Origin of the sequence: Serratia sp. NFX21 (genome assembly GCF_048517035.1) — a bacterium.
Taxonomy (GTDB): Bacteria; Pseudomonadota; Gammaproteobacteria; order Enterobacterales; family Enterobacteriaceae; genus Serratia; species Serratia quinivorans.
Map to the genome: position 1 here is coordinate 3544029 of NZ_CP183196.1, position 19349 is coordinate 3563377.

The following is a 19349-nucleotide window of genomic DNA, read 5'->3' on the forward strand; positions in this document are numbered from 1 at the left end:
ACATCCGTGTGTCCCACCCTGCGGGCCGACTGGGCGTCGTTCCAATTTGCTCCCGGCAAATTGGTCGGCGGACAAGCCGCTACGACCCCTACGGCACGCTCTCCCTAATAACAGGCTTTGTGTGTCTGCTAACTGATTAACCTGCATCCATCTCATGGCCGATCCACTCGCCGCTGTCACGGTTGATAACCCGCAGATACTGCTCATACTCCTGTTCACCGTAGAACAGGTTCAGCAACGGCGTTTTATAAAATGACTGCCACATCTGCCCCAGCATGATTGGCCGACGCGGAACATAGATATTCTCGATCAGGTTATAACCGGTGGCCATCAGCATGAAGCACAGGAAGAAGTAGTTAAACCTGCCGCGCATGAACGAGCGATGATGAGCCACGTAGTAAAACAGCAGGAATACCGACGCCACGCTGGCATAGCGGCTGGCCGCCTGCAGCGAACTGGAACACAGGAACACAAACACCACTAGCCAGGCCGCGGTGTTTTTGATGTCCCCCGCCTGGTTACGCATCGGATTCGCCAGCATGAAAACCCCGAGAAACAGCGCCGGGAACAGCACAATCAGGAAGTTAATCATCCCATTGGCATTGCCGGAGGTCAGATAATCGCTGGCATACATGCCGGAGGTATAGACGTCGGAATAACTGTTAATGCCAGAAATCGTAATGTGAGAAAGAATAAACGGCAGTGCGAACTTGGCGGTCAGCAACGCAATGGCGCTAAACACCACCGTCAGCAGGCGGTTTAGCCGCATTACCCGGCTGCACAGAAACACCCCGACCAGCAGCATGCTGGAAAAGTGGGTCAGCATGGCGAATAACATCAGGCCGGCGGCCAGCGGCCGATTCTGTTTATGGCAAAACAGCACCATCGCCAGCGTCATCACCGCCATCGAGAAGCCAAAACGCAGCCCCATGCCGATGATAAACGGGTTGATCAGAAACAGCACCGCCAGATGCAGCAATACAAACTGCCTGGCTGAAAACACCTTGCCGGAGTGCAGCATGACAATATTGAGCGCGGCGAGATAGCAGTAAACCGACAGGCCAACGTACAGCCCCGGAATGACGTAAAAAGGGATACCCAGGGTTTTGAAAATATAAAAGTTGGCGTACAGCACCACGTCCACCTTGCCCTCAACGACATCACCCAGGCTGGTGGCCGAGTTAATCGCATCATAGTTGGCAAAGTGGCGGTAGAGATCGGCCAATGGCGGGATCTTGATAAAGAAGAAGAAAAAACACAGCGCAATCAGCAGATAGGCCACCGTATTTTTCTTTCCCGCCCGCAGGGTGCCAATGCTGTGCAGCAAGGCAAACAGCGGTACCGTCAGCAGCAGCACGCTGCCAATCAGCGTAGAACGTTCAAAGCGCATAATCATCCTCTGGCTAAATAATTCCCTCTCATTGGGAGTATTGCTCATCCGTTAAGGCGATACTGTCCCCTCTCCTTTGGGAGAGGGTGACGTTTACCTGACTAATTTCGTAATATCAGAAAGGCACGCCACGGAAAAACACATTGCGGATGATATTCTTCATATAGACCCCAGCCATCAGGCCGCTATTGACGTAGACAATGCCCCTTAGCCCGTATAACACCCCAGCCAGACGGCTCTTGCCGTCGGTAATGATGCGCGAGTTAATGCAGGTGTGGCGCAAACGCATGATGTTGCGCGCCCGGGGCGAGATCTGCGGCATCAAGCGCTTTTCAAACTGCATTTTATTGCGGTAACCCAGGATGCCTTTCGGGCTGGAGGTGATGCGTTCACCATCATGATCGTTGTGCACTGCCAGGCGTTCATGCAGCGTGCCGATGTTCGCTCCGGCCGCCAACAGCCGGTACAGGAAGATATGATCCTGATAGCGCGGGGTATTAAAGAAACCGCGCACCGCAATCGCCATGCTGCGCCGCATCATGATCATCGGCGTGTAGGCCACGCCGGCCAGCATAAAATCTTCCAGCCCTGCGCAACGCGCCCGGTAATAATGCTCGGCGCTGATCTGCCCGTCCTTGAGAATATCCATGTCGCACAGGCTGACGTCGTAATTGCCCTGCTGCATAAACGCCAACTGACGGGCGATTTTTTGCGGATGGTAGTAGTCGTCATCATCCAGAAAGGTAATGTACTCGCCGCGCGAACGCAGGATCCCGCTGTTACGTGCCTGTGCGCCACCGCCGTTGTGGCGACGCGGGTAATAGATAATTTCTCCCCGCTCAATATAGTCGGCCAGGCGTTCGCGGGTCGCCAGGCGATGCGCATCGCCCTGCGGGTTGTCATCCACCACGATAATTTCCAGCGGGCGATGGGTTTGCGCCAGCACGCTGTCGATGGCGCGTGCCAACAGTTCACTGCGGCCATAGGTGGGTATGATGACGCTGACGGTAATACTCATAGTTTTATTTCACCCGTAGGTTATACAGCCGGGCCATCAGGTAGTAAGCCAGCGGGCTGCGGTAAAACAGCCGATTCTTGCGGCTCAGCATTTTGCGCTCCTCTGCCCCCAGGCCGGAGTAGCGGCGTTTCAGCTCGCGGGTTTCGCGCAGCGCGTCACGCAGCCCGAAAAAATCCAGCCCGACCAGCAAACGCGCCTTCAGCGTGGTAACGAAGAGTACCGAGTACAGCCCATGGCCCACTCCCTCCCGGCGTCCCGTGTCGGCACCGCCGAGCGCATAATCCAGATCGTCCAGATCGCGGCGCTTAGGCGCACGCGTAATGCCATTCGGGTTGACGCGGTAACCCACCAGCGGCGTGTCGCACAACACGATACGTTCCGCTTTCAGGTACAGTTGCGGGATCAGCTGAATATCTTCGAAATTGCGCCCCGCCGGGAAGCGGGCCTGCTCGAACAGCGTTTTGCGGTAAATACGCGCCCAGGCGTACCACAGGCTGCGGTTGAAGCTGTCCGCCAGCAGCGCCATATGGGCATCACGCTGCTGGGGGGCGGCATTGCCCGGTACGATGGCCAGGGTGCCGTCCGGCTGGATCTTGCCGTTGTTGAAAACCGAAAAACGCTGGGCATTGAAGGCGACGATGTCTGCCAAAGGGTTATCCGCCAGCAGGCGCCCCAAAATGCTGAAATAGCCTTCCAGCAGCACATCATCGGAATCGAGGAAGCCGATATAGCGTCCTTCGGCATGGGCAATGCCGCTGTTGCGTGCCTCGCTCAGCCCCTGGTTTTGCTGACGCAGAATACTGACCCGCAGTTTGTGCTGCGGAAAGCGGCACAGCACCTCTTCGGCAATGCCGATAGCGCCATCCGGGCTGCCGTCATCCACGATGATCACTTCCGCCCAGTCCGGCAGTTGTTGCAGCACTGAGCACAGGCAAGCCTCAATATAAGCCTCGACCTTATACACCGGAATAATCAGGCTCAGAGTGATATTCATGATCGGTTATCCTTTCTTTTCTTTTTGAAGTTGCACCCAAACTGCCCGGCTGCCCATCGACGGCAACTCAGCCTCAATCTGCCGTTGCCCTTGCGTCTGCCAGCCCGTTGGCAAATCAAAGCGCGCCGACATCGGCCGGTAGTAAGGATTGGCGATCAGCACCAGGCCCTTATCACCGTCGATAAACAACCTTGCCGGGATGGCGGTATTGTTGCCCTGCAGCAGGGTGCTTTCGCCGGAAAGCAGGTAAGGGTTAAAGCTGACAATCTGCTGCGCCACGCTGGCCACACCCCGCCAGATAGCATCAAACTCCTGCTGGCTAAAGCCGCCGCGTTGGCGCTTGTAGAACAAGTCGGTATAGGAATAAAACAGAATGCCTTTAGCGCCGCCAATCAGCCCCAGCCAGGCCTGATTACGCATCTCCGCCTCCGTCGGTTGGCGCGGTTTACGCCCCGGCGCATAAGCGGCGTGATCCATAATCTGCATCACCAGCCAGGCCCCTTTGACCTGCCGCGCGACCTGGCTGGTAATGCGGCTGTACTCCAGCGTCCGCGTCAGATCGGCGTCTCTGCCGACCGGGTAAGGATCGCTGGCCAGCACGTCCGAACTGTTGAAATAGGCGTTGAGCGTGCCGGTCTTGTCCAGCACCTGGAACGTCAGGTGATCCGGATCCAGACGTTTTACCTGCAGATGCTTTTGCTCAATCTGCGGCACGTATTCCGGCCCCAATTCATCGTTGATATACCAGGCCAGCAGGTTCGGCTGGTGTTTAAACCTTTCCACATAGCTCGCCGTCAGTTGCGGATAGCTCATTTTGGTTTCCGGCGCGAAGCGGGTGCCGGCATACATGTCCTTGAGCGAGAAAATCACCTGCAAACCGTACTGCTGGGTTTTGCGGAAATAGTTATCAGGGTCACGTCCGGTACCGTAGTTATAATTGAGTAAGGTGTTGAAACCGGCATCGCGGATGCGTGCCAGATGCTCATCCGTCACCATCTCGCCGTACATATAAATCCCGAGCGGGAAGAAACGCTTGCCCTGTTTCAGGGTATAACCCTGTGCATCCAACGCCACTTTGGGCTGTTCACGGCCGACACTGATCGGCATTTCGCTACTCTGGCTGCGCTGTGAAGCCACGTCCGTCACCTGCTGCTGCAGGCGATATTCCCCGGCAGCAAGACCGGCAGGCAGCGGGAACTCCACCTGCTGCTTTCCGTTAATGCGGTAACGGCGGCTGTCGTGTTTCACGGCGGTGTTTTTGTCGTCAACCAGCGTGCTGTCCACCTGCACCTGCTGCGGGTCAACCACTTCGATCAGGCTCGATGCCGTCCCCTGGCTACTGCGCATCTGGTAGAGCTCCGGCGCGACCGGCTGCTGACAGGCGTAGACGTCATCAAACCAGGCGCTGCCGGTGGTACCCTGGCGCAGGTAAACGCCCAGTACTACCTTCACCGCGCGCGGCGGCACCCGAAAATCCCCCGTGACCGGCTGCCAACCGCTGGTGCCCAGCAGGCCCTGCGGATAGCTGCCGGACAAAAAGCGCCCCTGGCTGTCATAACTTTCGATAAACACCCCAGCGCCCTGATTTTCGCCCTTGCCCTTCAGGTTCTCACCGCGCACCCAGGTGCCAAAAACCAGCTGCTGACCCGGTTTAACCGCCAGCGTCTGCAGCATATTGTGGTAGTTGGCGGGGTTGTGATTTTGATAGAACAGGCTGCTCCGGCCACCGTGGCCGCCCGCCACCACCTGTGCCGAGGCCAGTGACCAGCCCGCGCCCCCCTGCTCGAACCCGGGATCCTGCAGCAGGTTATTACCGCAGGGGGCGGCACTGGCCAGCCCGGAGCCTACCAGCAGGCAGGCGGTGGTTAGCTTGCTGAGTTTCATTGGCGTTTCATCACCGCGTTGTACAGATAAGAGAAGAACAGATAGCAAGACTTCTGGTAGGAAAGCCCCAAATGACGGCGATAAATCTGCCATTGCCAGTCGGCCGCCTGAATTTTATTGCCGGATAACGACTGTGCAGAAAGGCGATAAAAGGCCAGCGGCTCGGGTATGCAATACGCCAGGTGGTTACGCGCTTTTTCCAGCACCGACAGCCACATCACGTAGTCCTCGTGCCCGACCTTGCTTTGGTACACCTTGCCGACCTGGCGCTGGTTATACATCCCGGTCAAATTGCCGATCCAGTTGCTTTTCAGCATGTCACGGTAGGCGATGATCTCCCCGGAACCGCGGTAGTTTTTCACCCGCGCCGGGTCATCTTCAAAGGTGTAATAGTGCGAGCACACCACGTCATAGCGGTCGGTTTTCAGAATGCCGACCTGGCGTGCCAGCTTGTTCGGGTGCCAGACATCATCGCTGTCGCAGAAGGCAATATAATCGCCACGCGCCGCTTCTATCGCGATATTGCGGGTTTCGGCCACGCCCTGGTTGGTGTTGTTGCGAATGTAAGTCAGGCGATCGTGAATAAAGGGTTTCACCACCTCAGCGGTTTGATCGGTGGAGGCATCGTCGATCACATACAGGTGATAATCCTGATAGGTCTGGTTCAGCACCCCGAGGATCGACTGTTTGATAAAGCCTGCGGCGTTGTAAGCCGGCATGATAACTGAAACTTTTTCCATCTTAACCTCCAGCGATAAGCTGTTGCCATTGGGGATAAATCCGCTCAGGGATGAACTGTTGCGCCCGCTCCAGCGAGCGCAGGGAAAAACGTTGACGCAATTGGCCGTCGTCGATCAGCGCCAGCGTGCGTCGGCTGAAGGCCTCGATATCGCCCTCCGCCACCAGATAGCCATTGCCCTCGTCATCGATCAGCTCGGCTGGCCCGGTCTGGCAGTCAAACGCCACCAGCGGCAGGCCGAAGCTCATGGCTTCAATCAACACCATCGGCAGCCCCTCGTAACGCGAGGTCATTAACAGCATTGCCGCCTGGCGATAGTGGCCGGCAATGTCCGCGGTCGCCGGCAGCAACTTCACCTGTTCAGCCAACCCGGCGGCGTCAATCTGCTGCTGTAACGCCGCCCGATCCGGGCCATCACCGACGATATGCAGTTGCCAGCCCGCCGTTTGCCGTGCCACCCGTTGCCAGGCGGCTATCAGGCGATCAAACCCTTTCTGATGGCATAGCCGACCGACCGCCAGCGCCACCGGCTGTTGCAACTTCGGCTGCGGCGATTGCACCGGGAAAGGTGAAACGTTTTCGATCACCAAACATTTGCGTTCAGGCACCCAGCGGCTGATGGTGGCCAGATCTTTTTTCGTCAGCAGTACCGTGCGGTCGCCCAACCGATAAACCAGCACCTTCAGCCATTTCATCGGCCAGGCGTATTGATGGAAACTGACGTGCTCACTCAGCAACAGGCGACTGTGCGGACACAGTAAACGCAGGTACGGCACCATCAGCGACGAGAGTTTTCCCATCGAAACGGTGATAATCACGTCATAACGACCGCGCCGCAGAAACCACGCCAGCCGCCAGGGCCACAGCAGCGTTCTGCCGGGCATAAAGCGCAGGGTCACCGCGGCGTCCAGCGGGTAAAATGCCCGGTCACCGCTGATCGACACCAGTTCCACCTGATGCCCCAAACGCGTAGCCAACGCATTGGCCAGGCTGCTGGCGACCCGTTCGGTACCGCCTTTTTCGGCGATGTTCTCAATCACGATTGCTACTTTTCGTTGCTGCATGTCATCTCCGAAATCCCTCACGGGCGCTGCGTAACAGACGCCCCCCCAACGGAAACAGCCCTAGCCTGGCCAGGCAGTCGCCGTACAGTTTGATCGCTCTGAACTTGCTGCTCAGAGCCTGGCGTTCCGTGCGCGATGAGTAATAGTTGAAAGCCTGCAGGTTCTCGCTGTACAGCGAGGCCAGCAGGTGTTTGCAGGCAAACCCGCTGATGTAACGGCCACTGGCATTCAGGTAGGCATCAATAAACTGTTCGCTGTCGTCGAGGTTCATCCGGCAACGATCCGTATCGGCATCACCGCAGCGGATGAACACCCCTAGCCCTTCGTCAAAGGCCACTTTGGCCCCCAGATTGGTGGCATTGACCAAAAACCCCCAGTCCTGGTACTTGTAGAGGAACTCCGGGAATAAAAACCGTCGGTCATCTTTTTTACGCAGACTGATGGTGGAGGTGCGAATATCCCCCATGTCGAGAAATAAAAAATCCGCCCCTGCCGCCCCCTCCTTGTAATCAAATCGATAGCTGCGAATATTTTTGTCACTCACCGTGGCGTAATTACCAAAAATAATGTCCAGCCGGGTGTCCTGATGGCGTTCCAGGCGGCGGATAATATAGTTGGTACTAAAGGAGTCCTCCGGTTCCAGAAAGAAAACCACTTCCGCACGCGCCAGACGAAAACCGGTATTACAGGAAACCGCCGTATTACTGCGAACTTTATTTTCATGTAACCGTGCCCGGCGATTGGCAGCCAATAAGCCGCGCATATTATCCAGCTCTGGTTGGTCGGAAGCATTATCAACCACGATAATTTCATAATCGAACCCCAGACAGGCATTAGTCATCCTGACTAATGTGGCGGCCAAACTGGCTGAGTTGTTAAAAACGGGCATGACAATCGATAAGTCCATTTATTACCTCAACAATATATTATCATTTGGCAAAACAGCATTATTGCCAACGGAATAGTTTGTTATCCCAGAATATCCTTGTCCGGTTATTACCCCCCGTCCTGACGCGGGTAAAATCCGCGCAGCCTACCGGTTATTCAACTACTCCTGGAAATAACCTCCCCACTCCTGTTCAATGGTTTCTGGCGTCAGCCTTTGCAGGCCGGCCCCCGGGGTGAATGTCAGCTCGCCAAAATAGATACGTTGCTGCACCTGATAAAAATCAACACGTACATAAGAGAATTGCTCGGCGACCTGGTGTGCCAACGCCAGCATCAGCTCCAGCCGGCAGGGCTTGTCCATCGGCACTTCGCTGTTGGGCACGCCCAGGCGGATTTCGGTACGGTTCCAGTCGGCGTCAAAAAAGTCACGCCGGTGATCAATAAAACGCTGATAATCAATCTGGATGAAAAACCGCACTTCACCGCCGCGATTAAAGCAGTGGACCTTGATGTCATTCGGCGTTTTGCCGTCTTCCAGCAACATTTTTTCCACCATTACACAGGGCGGAATATCCTTATAATGGCGCTCGCGGTAAACCTGATAAAAATTCTGCCGCAGCCAACTATTGGTCAGGACTCTTAGCTCATTAAAACTGGTCTGGCTCTTATCAAAAACCAGTTTGTTATAGCCACTGCCATGGTTGGCTTTAATAACGAATGCATCAGGCAATGCCTCATACATTTCCTCAGTCAGTTCTTTTCCCTGTGCGTAAAGTTCAATCAGGTACTCTTCCCCCCACAGTTTTTTAATATACTCCCGCACCTGATATTTATCGGATAATTGCGTGTACATTGCCAGGGGATAGACTTTTCTACGCATCAGTTTTTCGCTATACCCCACCGGTCTGGCCAAATGCGGCATCTTGCGGAAAAATAATGCGTACTTTAACTGATGATATAGTGCATCGGGTATATTACGGTAAAAACCCTCCACCAGATTATTTAGCATAAAGTTCTCGCACCTTCCCTATTAGTTGAGGTAAACAACGGTAGCAGGTCACCTGCAGCCGGGTAATTTGTCCTCTTCTGAAAAAACCATTAAGTACAAAAAATGAAATAAACTCGGTGATCAGCGTTGCAACCGCCGCGCCCGCAATGCCGTAACGCGGGATCAACACCAGATTCATCAATACATTGGCCAGGGCGGCCAGCGGCATTTTTATCGCGATAAATCGGTAGCCGCCGAACAGCACAATCGCCCGATAAGAGACGGTGCCCATCACCGAGAACAACGAAGTCACCGAACACAGCGCCAGGATAGTGGCGGTTTCACGGTAGCTGTCGCCAAACATCAGCGCCACTATTGGCCCGGGAAACAGCGAAAGCAGCAAAATCACCGGCATCGAAAGCAGCAGCACCACCAGATACAGCAGCCGGATACGCCCTTCCTGTTCGAGCAGAGTGCGGGCATTCGCCACCCCGGGCATCATTGAGGTGATCAGCGCAATCGGCACAAAGATCCAGCCCTGACTCAGGGTGATGGCGGCGCTGTACAACCCGACGCTATGTTCCCCCAGATAGTTACCGATCATGATTTGATCGATACGGGTGTAGATGACAATCGACAGGCCCGAAACCGCCAGTGGCAACCCTACTTTCAGCAGGTAACGGCCGTAACGCCGTTGATGACGCCTGGCGATCGGCCGCATGCCCACTTGCTCACGGCGAAACAGCAGCCAGCGCACCGCGTAGGGGATCAGGCTGCTCAGCACATAGGGCACGGCAAACCACTCCAGCGGCAGTTTGGCATGCACCAACGCCAGCCGAACCACGATCGACAGTAACAGCGCCAAATTGTTGATCAGCGTGTTCAACTTAGATTTCAGCAGGGCGTCGTAATAAATCTTATAAACGTCCTGCACCGAGAAATAGGCGCTGAACAGCATCAACGCCATCATGATCTGACTGGTACGATCCTGCGTCAGCAACGCCCAGGCCATCAGCGGTATGGCGATCAATGCGAACAGTTGCCGCCGCAGGCGCATCGAGGCCAGCATCAGCCGGATGCCGCTGTGCCGGTGCCGGGCGACACGGTTAAACAACACCGCGTCGGCCCCGAGCTGCACCAACGGTACGGCAATGGCGATCACCGACAGCAGGTAGTTAATCAGCCCGTATTGCGCCGGCCCCAGGTAGCGCGCCACGTACACCGAAACAAAAATGCCTGACAGGCTCAGCGATACCCGTTCCAACATCAACCACAGGGAGTTCATCAGCATCGCTTTCATGCGGTTACTGAACCTTTTCCTGGTGGCTGGGGTAAGCAAAAGCATAGTAACCGGCATCGGTGGCGGTTTTTTTCACCATGCCGTTGAGGATCACCCCTTTAATCGTCACGCCGTTCTGCTCGAAGCGACGGATACTGGTTTCAATCTGTCTGACGGTGTTGACCTCAAAACGCACCACCATCAGCGCCGTACCGGCATGATGGCCAACGATGGCGGCGTCGGTTACCGCCAGTACCGGCGGCGTGTCGATCAGTACCAGATCGTAATTTTGCCCCGCCCAGCGCAGGAAGTCGGCAAAGCGCTGATGCATCAGCAATTCGGACGGGTTCGGTGGCACCTGGCCGCGCGGCACAAAGTCCAGATTGGCGATATCGGTTTTCTTCACCGCCTGGTCGGGTGCGATCAGCCCGGAAAGCATGTCTGAAAGACCGGCCTTGGCGCTGTTGTTCAACCAGCGGTGCAAAAAGCCTTTGCGCATATCGGCGTCGATCAACAACACCCGCTGACCGGCCTGAGCGATCACCACCGCCAGGTTGGTACTGGTAAAGCTTTTGCCGCTGGCGGGGCTGGCGCCCGAGACCATCAGAATGTTGTTTTTGGCCTCCATCATGGCGAAGTGCAGGCTGGTGCGCAGGCTGCGGATCGCCTCAACGGATAAATCTTCCGGTTCCTCCTGCGCCAATATCGGCAGTTTGCCGCTGCCGTGTTTAGTCAACAGTTGCTGCTGAGCGCGGTTGCGCTTTTGCTGCCATGGCGACAGCGGCACCGTGGCGTACACGCTGATACCGCGTTTTTCCAGCGTATCGGTGTCACCAATGCCGCGATGAAGCGCGGCGCGCAACACCACCACCGAGGCTGACAGCACGCCCCCCATCAACAGAGCGAACAAAACGATCATCGCTTTTTGCGGTTGCACCGGGCGCAGACCGGTTTCCGCCTCATCGATAATGCGAATGTTGCCCACCGTGCCGGCCTTGCTGATGCTCAACTCCTGCTGTTTGTTCATCAGTTGCATATAGACCTGCTGGTCCACCTGCACGTCGCGGGTTAAGCGCAGAATTTCCTGCTGGGTTTTCGGCAGGCTTTGTACCTGCTTGCCAAGGCGGGCTTTTTCCGCTTCCAGCGTGGCGCGTTTTTCCAACAGCGCCCGATAGGCCGGATGCACGCGGGTATAAAGCTTGGAGATTTCCGCCTCTTTGAAGGTCAGCTCATTCAACTGGCCTTCAAGCTGAACCTGGGTATCCAGCACCGATTTGGCCTCGAGTGACAAATCTACCGAGTCGTTTTGCTGACGGAACTGATTAAGTTGATTTTCGGCGTTGTTGAGCGAGCTCTGAGTACGAGGTAACTGCTCGTGCAGGAAGGCCAGCATGCGCTGCGCCTCCTCGGTTTTGCGATCCACGTTCTGTTGCAAATAGTTGTCGGTGATGCTTTTGAGCACCGCCTCTGCACGCTGCGGATCCTCCCCCGCCAGGCTGAAGGTCATGATGCCGCTTTCCTTGCCGCCGGGGGCAACGTCAAGCATATTGCGCAGGTCATCCACCGCTTTCTGGCGCGGCACGTTAACTATAGTGAAAGTCGTGCCCGGCAAGGCCTCCAGTGCGGTCACATTCATTGCCCAACCGCCCTGCTGCAGGGCTTGCCCCACGCTGCCGCTGAACAATTTTTTGCCGTCATGGCTCAGGCTATAACGCTGTTGATCTTCTGCGGTCAGGGTCAGTTCCTGGCCCTGCATGACCGCCGGCACCTTCATGCCGGAGATGTTCAACAGCGGCGGCGTTTCACCGCTCAGGCGGGCAATGCCCTTGCCAAGCAGCGGGAAGTAATCCGGACTGATACGCACAGTCAGACCAAGATCGTCGACGGTTTTGCCAATCACGTAGCGCGATTTCGCCAGCGAAACCTCGTCCTGAGTCGCCGAGTTCTGCCCGATGGAGCCGCCAATAGAGCTGTCCAGCGTTTCACGCAGCAATGAATCGCCCGAGAGCTGCTTTTCCACCTGTACCAGGGCCGTGGCCTGATAGATTGGCGTCGCCATCAGTGCATAAGCGCAGCCCAGAATACCGGCGACGCCGGTCACCAGCAGAATGCGCCAGCGGTTATCCCACAGCGGGCCAATCAGGCGCTCCCACTCCAGTTTGTCGTCCTGTTCAGCCATCACAATCGGCAATGCGTTGTTCTTCATCATCAGTATTCCTTAAGTCACCGTTACGGGTTTACCAATTACGGACCCGCAACGTGGCCTCGCTAAGGTCGTTAAAGCTGGAAATGGTCGGTGCCAACTGGCTGATCAAACGGTTCCAGCGCGCGATCGGCGCCGCAGTGACGTACACCACGTCGTAAGGTTCCAACTGGAATTCAGTGCCCATCGCCAGCGCGGAGGCATCAGACAGGTCAAACTGGTACAGCGACGCCAGCCGCTGCGGCTGTTTGCCGCCATTCGGGCGGATCACGAATACGCCGGTGGCGTCGGCCACCGTTTGGCTGATCCCTTCGGAGCTGCCCAGTGCCTCGGTCAGCGTCATTCCACTGCGGTCCATTTTCAGCGTCGACTGCTTGCCGACCTCACCCATCACAAAGACTTTCAGTTCGTCGTTGCGCGGCACATACAGGATGTCACCCGGCTCCAGCAGGTGGTTCTGGCTGATATCGCCGCGCTGCATCAGCGCCTGCAGGGAAATCGGCTGCTCTTTGCCCTGATGCGTCAGCACCACGTTGCGCCAGTCGGCGTTATCGGTCAGCCCGCCGGCGGCATTGATCGCATCAAGAATGGTCAGCGGCACGTTGGTCACCGCCTGCTGCCCGGAGGTTTTCACTTCGCCGGTCACATAGACTTTCTGCGAGCGGAAGGCGGCAATGCTGACGTCGACCTGTGGACTTTCCACATAGGTCGCCAACCGGCCGGCGATCTGGTTGCGCACTTCGCTGACGGTTTTACCTGCTACCTTCACCCGGCCAATATAGGGGTAGAAGATTGAACCGTCGGCATGCACCCAGTTGCCGGTGTCGCTGGCGCTGCGGTACTGCCCCGCCGGGGTGGTCAATTCGGGGTGATCCCAGACGGTAACGTTAAGCACATCGCCGATACCAATACGGTACTGATAACCTTGCAGACGCTGGTCCAGAGCCAGATTTGGCCGCGCCACCGGCTCTACCCGGCGCATTTTCTGCAGTAGCAGCGGCGTAACGCGATACACCTGGACCTGCTTGTTCAAATCGAAGTCTTCGTCCTGCTGAGTCACGACGTCTTTGCCATGGGTCGGCAGGTGCGCCCCCGGAAAGGCAGTGCAACCGCTGAGCAAAACGCTGGACAGCACCAGTGGCATCCAATGAGGCAAATGAAGGTTCATAACGGTACCGTGAGAAAACGGGCCACCATTGCGGCCCGTCAGATGAATGACAAAGTTGTCTTTAAGAACTGAGATACCCGGGCCTAGCGCACCGAGGGGCGCTCCGGCGGACAAGCCGCTACGACCCCTTCGGCACGCTCTCCCTAATAACGGGCTTGGTCAGAGCCACGTTGGGGGTTAACGATCGGCGGTAGGATTATCAGTAAAAATGCTTGCCTGGCGCGGTTCGCGCAACAGGGCAAAATAACCGAAGAAACAAAATACAAAGGCCAGCAGCATCAGGTGGTCCGGTGTCTGCAGCACTTCACTACAGATGCCGACACAGGCCAGAGTGACCGCCAACATGCAGCTCATCCCCAGCGCCTGGCGCGCATTGAGGCCGCGGCGCATCAGAATGTGATGCAGGTGATCGCGTCCTGCCTTGAAAGGGCTCTGGCGACGCATTAAACGGCGTACCATCACGGTCACCATATCCATCAGCGGGATGGCGATTAACCACAGTGCGGTCACCGGTCGTATGACCGCGTCCGCCCCCTGGGTGGCGACAATCAGCAACCACAACACGCTGAAACCAATCACCATGCTGCCGGCATCACCCATGAAAATCTTGTTGCGCGCACCGAATACGCTGAGGTTGAACAGCAGGTAGGCCACCAGGGCCGCTATCAGGCTCAGGCACCACAAGGCCTGAGCCTCATGCCCGGCCAGCCCGAACAAAATGGCCAACGCCATAAAGGTGACACAGGACAGTGCGCCAAGCTGGCCGTCGATCCCGTCAACCATGTTATAGGCGTTGATCGCCCCCCATACCGCCAACGGGGTGATCAGCAACGCCGCATAACCCAGCAACAGCTCCTGGTGGCCCCACAGGAACCCCAATGAAGAGAGTTGCATCCCTGCCGCCAGCATCATCGCCAGCGCGATCCCTCCCTGCACAATGACGCGCGGCGCCACCGGCAGATCAAAACGGTCATCAAGCACCCCCAGCATCACTAATGCGGTGACGCACAACAAATAGGTGGTACTGTGCGGCAACCAGTCCGGTTGCCAGAAAGTCACCAGCGTCATGATCAGGTAGATAGCAATGCCACCGACCAGCGGTACATGCCCCTGATGGCGCTTACGGGCATTGGGTTTATCCACTAACCCCACCGCCAGCGCAGCGCGGCGGGCAATAACTACCAGCATCAGCGCCAAAATAAATATCACACTCAGTTGATATAACATGGTTCCTCCAGCGAATAAGCACGCTACCGCCCTTGAGTTACAGCTCCCAATGCGCTATTAACAAAAACAAAATTGATATTGCCAGGATATAAGTCAGCATGAGTTAATCCTGTTAATTACAGATTTATCCGGTTGTCATCGACGAAAAATAAACAGCCCTGGTTTTAGAAAAAGTTATCTCTAGGAAAACTCGTGTTTAATTGTTTTTTCGATTGCCAAATTAAGATCGACCGGCGCCACGAAATCATTTTGCACATTGCTTTTAAATTGCGTTCTGGCGCAGAATTTTTGCACTCGCACGCGGCTAATTGGGAATTTACGGTGACTTATTTTGCTCACCACATCCAATGCCGTTGCGCCACAGAGACCAAATAAATAGGGAATGCGAATAGTCTTATTACTTTTTCCTAATGAAGAAGAAATAACGTCGACCAGTTGATTCATGGTGAAGTCGGGCTTATCAACATAATTGCTGACCTGGTAGGTTGCCTGCTGATCCAGCGCATGCTCCAGTCTGGCGGCAATATTTTCCACGTAAGCCATAGACTTCATATTATTACCGCTGCCAATCATCACGAATCGGCCGCTGGCGATTTGCCGGAACAGGTTATAGACGTTGCCACGATTATTTTCACCAAACACCACCGTTGGGCGGATGATGGTTAATTTGTTGCCAGCATCGGCTTTGCGCCAGGCTTCGTAAACATACTCGGCCTCCAGCTTGGATTTGCCGTAATGGTTAAAGGGTTCAAAAAGCCCTTCCTCACCGGTTTCCTGAGTCACGAAGCCGTATACCGCCACTGAGGAAGTAAAGATAATTTGTTGGATATTCAGCGCCGAGGCCGTCATGCAAACATTGCGCGCACCATCAACGTTAACCTGATAATACAGTGAGACAGGATCGACGTTATCCTGGTGCTCGGCCGCAAGATTAATCACGGCGTCACAACCCGCCAGCGCCTGCCGCAGGGTTTCGGGCTGGGTTACATCGCCAAACTGATAGAGTTCAGGAAAATGCTCACTCTGCTTTTTATCCACGATGGTCAACAGCAGGTCGTTACGCGCACTCAGACGTTTAACCAAACGCGTCCCGATAAAGCCGGAACCCCCGATGATAGCTACTTTACGCTTATCCATAATTTGTCACTCAATCCGGTTTCCCATTATTCCCTACCGCACCATGAGGCAGGACGCTAATTGGCGTTAGAACATGGAAACCAGACTGGACAAAACAGAGCGGGCTTTCAAATAACAAATAATGAAATAAAAATATTAGCCGAATGTAAAATTATCGACAAAGGTGAAATATCATCTGGTGCTAATTTTTAACATCGTAAGCAACTTGATATTCCATGGTTTTACCCGGCAATATAAGATTAATCTTACCCACCCCCTGTGCGTCTGAAGTATCGTATTTCACCGGCTGTTTAAACTTCCCCTGCTTGGGGTCAACGCACTCAATGGTCGCCTGCTCCAGGTTTTCACCCTGATACAGACAAAGCAGGCTTTGCGGCCCCTTGGCCAAAGGATTATTCAGCGTCAGAGTGAGTACCACGCGGGTATTGTTTTGAATATCATTGATAATTGGCGGACGAGTTTGGTTCCCCAGTACATATGAAAAATGTGAAATGACCAGCAATGACACGAATACCGACAGGTATTTCACCACGCGAATGGCAGGAACTGAGAAAAAACCCGCTGAGGCCGAAGCTTTGTTTCTTATTGCCGTATTTTTAAGCGCCGCGGGCGTGACAGACGAAGAAACCGGAGCAACCACTTCCTCCGGCCGTTCTATTTCTTCAGTAAGAATTTCATCATCTTTATTGTCACTTTCAGAAAGTTCCGCTTGAATATCTTTATTGGCATCGATTTCGATATTCCATATTTCATCGGCGACGTATTCATCCTCCTCAGAAATAAAGTGAAAAACCGCCTTGTTTTCCACCTTATAGCCCAGGCGAGGAATGGTTCTGATAAGTGTATGCTCAGCATCACCTATTTTTTGACGAATAGATTTAATTGTTTGATTTATCGTTGAATCTGAACAATAAGTTCCTTTCCATATGTTTTCTATAATTTCCGTACGGCTAACCAGTTCTGGGGATCTGGCGACAAGAAGTGAAAGTATCTGATACTCCTTCCAACGTAGGCGAAACTTTTCCCTGGACGGTGTCAGAACATCTAGATTCCTAATCTTTATTCTTTTATCAAGATTCACTTTTAATTTCCTTAGCGTGCCTGTCCTGCACACTTTGTATAGAAATATGAAAAAATGTTCAAGAAATTAAATGTAAACTCAACAGGTTGCATTCATCAGATATTTATTTTTATAAAAATTTGCTGATTTCATTTTTTACATCCCTCCTCAAATGGAGGTTATGATTGTTTGAATGTCATTATTTCCCTGTTGGCAACATGGTTTCTCATCATGCTTACCGGCAATAAAATACAGCCAACACGCTGTTTTTAAATCAAAATATAATTATGTTATCAGTTTGTTAGCTAAGTGAAATTGTGAAATCCCACCCTGCTCTTGAAGAATATCACCTGTTTTTCCACCTAATCCGATTGCCAGATAGCCTACAAAAAGCCTGTCAAAACAGAATGAGAGTTGTCTGATTTAATCCTTCACAGGGCACCAGGTTAAAATATAGCACCAAATTACAAAGGACTATTGTTAACTTGATGGGATGATTCTCGAATAACGGAAAAAAACAAAATTATTACCATGCTATGGGTCATTCACAGTGTTTTATTTTAGTAAGAAATTCGACTGGGAAATGAAAAATAACCAACAGAAAAAAAACCGTCTATCTAAAGTGAAAAACGCAATTTGAGAGATATGCCTATAAACAAAGGGAAAAATGGTGAGCGGTAATAAGAATATTACCTAGAGCGACAGGGATTTCACTGAGGGAGTAAAACTTCACATGGCAAAGAAGGGAAATAGCTCCTCCCCTGCCGGGGAGGAACTGGGGATATGTGAACTATTTTTTACGGCCGTAGACGACCCAGGTGACCAGCACACAGACCACGTAGAACACCAGGAAGATTTTCATCGCCCCTGCCGGTGAGCCGGTCAACGCCAGGGAAGTGCCAAAGGCTTTTGGGATAAAGAAGCCGCCTGCGGCCCCGATCGCCGAGATGAAGCCCAGGGCGGCCGCGGAATCGGTAACCGCTTCGCGTTGAGCGCTTTCGTCACTGCCGCCGCTGGCCTTAACCCGATCTACGGTAATTTTACGGAAGATCACGGCAATCATCTGGAAGGTGGAACCACTGCCCAATCCCGCAGTGAGGAACAGCAGCATAAAGACGCTATAAAATGCGATAAACGAGCCAGTATGCCCTGCTCCCGGTAAAGTCAGGAACAGCAAGGCAGCAAACACGGCCATCAGCACAAAGTTAATCAGCGTGACGCGAATGCCGCCGAAGCGATCCGACAGCGCCCCGCCCACCGGCCGTGCCAGAGCGCCGAGGAACGGACCGAAGAAGGCATAATGCAAAATCACCACGTCCGGGAACTGAGTTTTGGACAGCATGGCAAAACCGGCGGAAAAACCGATAAAGGAACCAAAGGTGGCGAGGTACAGCAGGCTCAACACCCACAGGTGACCGCGTTTGAGTACCGGCAGTTGCTGACGCAGCGACGCTTTGGAGGCCGCCAGATCGTTCATACCGAACCAGGCCGCCAGCGTACCGACCAGCAGGAAAGGTACCCAAATCCAGGCGGCGTTCTCCAGCCACAGTGAGCTGCCATCAGCCTGTACCTGACCGGTACCACCAAAGGCGCCAAATATGGCAACAGAGATGGCCAGTGGAGCCACCAACTGCATCACGCTAACGCCCAGGTTGCCCAGGCCGCCATTCAGGCCCAGTGCGCCGCCCTGTCTGGCCTTTGGAAAGAAGAAGCTGATATTGGCCATGCTGGAGGCAAAGTTGGCCCCGGCAAAACCGCACAGTAAAGAGATAATCACAAACACGCTATATGGCGTGGTCGCGTCCTGCACCGCAAACCCCAGCCACAGGCAGGGTACCAGCAGCAGGCAGGTGCTGATCGCCGTCCAGCGACGGCCGCCGAACATCGGGATCACAAAGGAATAAGGCACACGCAGGATAGCGCCAGAAACGGAAGGTAACGCGGTGAGCATAAACAGCTGATCGGTGGTGAAATTAAAGCCAACCTTATTCAAATTGACCGCCACCGCGCTAAACAGCATCCAGACGCAGAAAGCCAATAACAGGCAAGGAATGGAAATCCACAGGTTGCGGTTGGCGATACGTTGGCCGCGTTGTTGCCAGAATGCGGCATCCTCAGGCTGCCAGTCCTGAATAACCGCGCCTGTTTGTTTTGATAATGACGTTGCAGATTGCGACATAAAAACCTCAGACACAGGATGATAACTTCGCCCACCCTAGGCGGCGGCCCCTACGGCAAAGTTGATGTAAATCAACCCGGATGCAGGTAGCCAACCGCCCGAAAAGCCCCGCCATCCCTTTATGAGTAACT

The 19349-nt window shown here is 54.3% G+C and carries 15 protein-coding genes; all 15 read right to left on the bottom strand.

The window, feature by feature from the left end:
• Positions 1 to 136: 136 nt before the first annotated feature.
• Positions 137 to 1390, bottom strand: a complete 1254-nt coding sequence (locus ACNT1W_RS16715; RefSeq protein ID WP_419245872.1) for a hypothetical protein — start codon at positions 1388 to 1390, stop codon at positions 137 to 139.
• A gap of 115 nt (positions 1391 to 1505) precedes the next feature.
• A complete protein-coding gene (locus ACNT1W_RS16720) occupies positions 1506 to 2408 on the bottom strand; it encodes a glycosyltransferase family 2 protein (protein WP_112364443.1) in 903 nt (300 codons plus the stop codon).
• 4 nt (positions 2409 to 2412) lie between these two features.
• Complete coding sequence (locus tag ACNT1W_RS16725) at positions 2413 to 3402, bottom strand: glycosyltransferase family 2 protein (protein ID WP_419245873.1); 990 nt, start codon at positions 3400 to 3402, stop codon at positions 2413 to 2415.
• 6 nt (positions 3403 to 3408) lie between these two features.
• Complete coding sequence (locus ACNT1W_RS16730) at positions 3409 to 5286, bottom strand: carbohydrate-binding protein CenC (protein ID WP_419245874.1); 1878 nt, start codon at positions 5284 to 5286, stop codon at positions 3409 to 3411.
• On the bottom strand, positions 5283 to 6026 hold the full coding sequence (locus ACNT1W_RS16735) for a glycosyltransferase family 2 protein (RefSeq protein ID WP_012145611.1): 744 nt from the start codon (positions 6024 to 6026) through the stop codon (positions 5283 to 5285). Before ACNT1W_RS16735 ends, ACNT1W_RS16730 begins: the two co-directional genes overlap by 4 nt.
• 1 nt (position 6027) lies before the next feature.
• Entirely contained in the window at positions 6028 to 7089 is a 1062-nt protein-coding gene (locus ACNT1W_RS16740) for a glycosyltransferase family 4 protein (protein WP_419245875.1), read from the bottom strand.
• A gap of 1 nt (position 7090) precedes the next feature.
• Positions 7091 to 7996, bottom strand: a complete 906-nt coding sequence (locus ACNT1W_RS16745) for a glycosyltransferase family 2 protein (protein ID WP_026142416.1) — start codon at positions 7994 to 7996, stop codon at positions 7091 to 7093.
• Between the two features lie 141 nt (positions 7997 to 8137).
• Positions 8138 to 8986, bottom strand: coding sequence for an ATP-grasp fold amidoligase family protein (locus ACNT1W_RS16750; RefSeq protein WP_012145614.1), 849 nt, complete (start codon positions 8984 to 8986; stop codon positions 8138 to 8140).
• Positions 8976 to 10265 carry a flippase gene (locus tag ACNT1W_RS16755; RefSeq protein ID WP_012145615.1) on the bottom strand — a complete coding sequence of 430 codons (1290 nt, stop codon included), beginning with the start codon at positions 10263 to 10265 and terminating at the stop codon, positions 8976 to 8978. Before ACNT1W_RS16755 ends, ACNT1W_RS16750 begins: the two co-directional genes overlap by 11 nt.
• Before the next feature lie 4 nt (positions 10266 to 10269).
• The gene (locus ACNT1W_RS16760) at positions 10270 to 12453 is read right to left on the bottom strand and encodes a polysaccharide biosynthesis tyrosine autokinase (protein WP_012145616.1); all 2184 of its coding nucleotides are present in this window, start codon (positions 12451 to 12453) and stop codon (positions 10270 to 10272) included.
• A gap of 28 nt (positions 12454 to 12481) precedes the next feature.
• Complete coding sequence (locus ACNT1W_RS16765; protein WP_419245876.1) at positions 12482 to 13615, bottom strand: polysaccharide export protein; 1134 nt, start codon at positions 13613 to 13615, stop codon at positions 12482 to 12484.
• A 177-nt stretch (positions 13616 to 13792) separates the two neighbouring features.
• Entirely contained in the window at positions 13793 to 14842 is a 1050-nt protein-coding gene (gene wecA, locus ACNT1W_RS16770; RefSeq protein ID WP_012145618.1) for a UDP-N-acetylglucosamine--undecaprenyl-phosphate N-acetylglucosaminephosphotransferase, read from the bottom strand.
• A 180-nt stretch (positions 14843 to 15022) separates the two neighbouring features.
• On the bottom strand, positions 15023 to 15979 hold the full coding sequence (locus ACNT1W_RS16775; protein WP_012145619.1) for an NAD-dependent epimerase/dehydratase family protein: 957 nt from the start codon (positions 15977 to 15979) through the stop codon (positions 15023 to 15025).
• A gap of 181 nt (positions 15980 to 16160) precedes the next feature.
• Complete coding sequence (locus tag ACNT1W_RS16780; protein ID WP_419245877.1) at positions 16161 to 17060, bottom strand: winged helix-turn-helix domain-containing protein; 900 nt, start codon at positions 17058 to 17060, stop codon at positions 16161 to 16163.
• A 769-nt stretch (positions 17061 to 17829) separates the two neighbouring features.
• Complete coding sequence (locus tag ACNT1W_RS16785; RefSeq protein WP_112364060.1) at positions 17830 to 19218, bottom strand: NarK family nitrate/nitrite MFS transporter; 1389 nt, start codon at positions 19216 to 19218, stop codon at positions 17830 to 17832.
• Positions 19219 to 19349: the final 131 nt, after the last annotated feature.